1 protein-coding gene is annotated in these 1,437 nt (G+C 63.3%); it reads right to left on the bottom strand.

From position 1 onward, the window contains the following. Nucleotides 1–1,437 (bottom strand): methyl-accepting chemotaxis protein (locus tag V8Z78_RS26945; protein WP_349732503.1); only part of this gene is annotated, 1,437 nt, incomplete at both ends.

Here is a 1,437-nt window from a genome sequence, read left to right as displayed (position 1 = left end):
CTGCGCGTTCTGCTGCGTCAGATAGTCCATGTCCGCCACCGACTTCCCTACCTGGCTGATCTCCTCGCTTTGTTCGCGCGTGGCCTTGCTGATCTCGGCAATGAAGTCCGCCACGCTGCGCGCCTGGGAGACAATGTCGCCGATATTGCTCCCCGCATCGCTGACCACCAGAGAGCCGGCCTCGATGGTGGCCGTGCTGGCCTGAATCAGCGCCTTGATCTCCTTGGCGGCATCGGCGCTGCGCTGCGCCAGGGCCCGCACCTCACCGGCAACGACGGCAAACCCCCTGCCATGCTCGCCCGCACGGGCGGCCTCCACGGCCGCATTCAGCGCCAGCAAATTGGTTTGAAAGGCAATGCTGTCAATCACGCCGACGATGTCGGCAATGCGGCGGGAGTTGGCCGTGATCGACTCCATGGTGGAGACGATCTGATCCATGGACTGCCCCCCGCGCAAGGCCGCCGCGCTGGCTTCGCTGGCCAGCACGCCGGCTTTTTGCGCCGTATCGGCGCTGGACTGAACCCGGGCCGTGATCTGCTCCATGGAGGCCGAGGTCTGGGCCACATTCACCGCCAGCTGCTCCGTCTGCCCGTGCAGATAGCTGTTGCCCTGCTCAATCTCGTTGCAAGCCTGCTGAACATTGAGCGCCTGCTGGTTCACATCGTCCACCAGCCAGCGGAACATGAGACCGATCTGGTTGACCGTGCGCAGCGTGGTGCCGATTTCATCCGAGCGCTGCAAGTATTCCGTCTGCCGGTTGTTGCCGGTGGCCACGTTCAGCGACTGACGCTTGAGCAGCTCCAGCGGCGTGGCGAACTGGCTCTCGAGCAACAGCGTCATCAGCATCAGGGCCACCGTCATGAAGGCCGCCATCGACAGGAACTGCATCTGGCTTTGAGCCAGCAGCCAGGCCCCAAGCACCAGAGCGCCCCACAAGGCCAGCGAGTTCAGGCGAATGCGCCGGCGCACCCCCATGTGCCGCCAGATCGACAGCAGCTTCCCCAGCCCCTTTTTGGAGACTATGCCTTTGTGCAGCTCAGGCGCGGAACCGCCCTTGTCGCGCATGGACTCATACAGCTTTTGCGCCGCCTCGACCTCTTTGCGCTCGGGCTGGGTGCGCACCGACATATAGCCCTTGGCCTTGTCATTGCGGATGATGGGAATGGCATTGGCCCGAACCCAGTAGTGGTCCCCGTTCTTGCGCCGGTTCTTGACCAGTGCGCTCCAGGGCTCGCCGCTTTTGAGGGTGGCCCACATGTCGGCAAAAGCGGCCGGGGGCATGTCCGGGTGGCGCACCAGATTGTGCGTCTGGCCGAGGATTTCTTGCGGCTCGAAGCCGCTGACCTCCATGAACGCCTGATTGGCATATTTGATGTAGCTCTCGGTGTCCGTGGTGGACATCAGAGTCGCGTGCTCATCAAAGCTGTACTCCCGCTG

Origin of the sequence: Comamonas sp. wu1-DMT, assembly GCF_040187805.1 — a bacterium.
Classification (GTDB): domain Bacteria; phylum Pseudomonadota; class Gammaproteobacteria; order Burkholderiales; family Burkholderiaceae_C; genus Comamonas; species Comamonas thiooxydans.
This window is presented reverse-complemented; position numbering and strand designations above follow the sequence as displayed.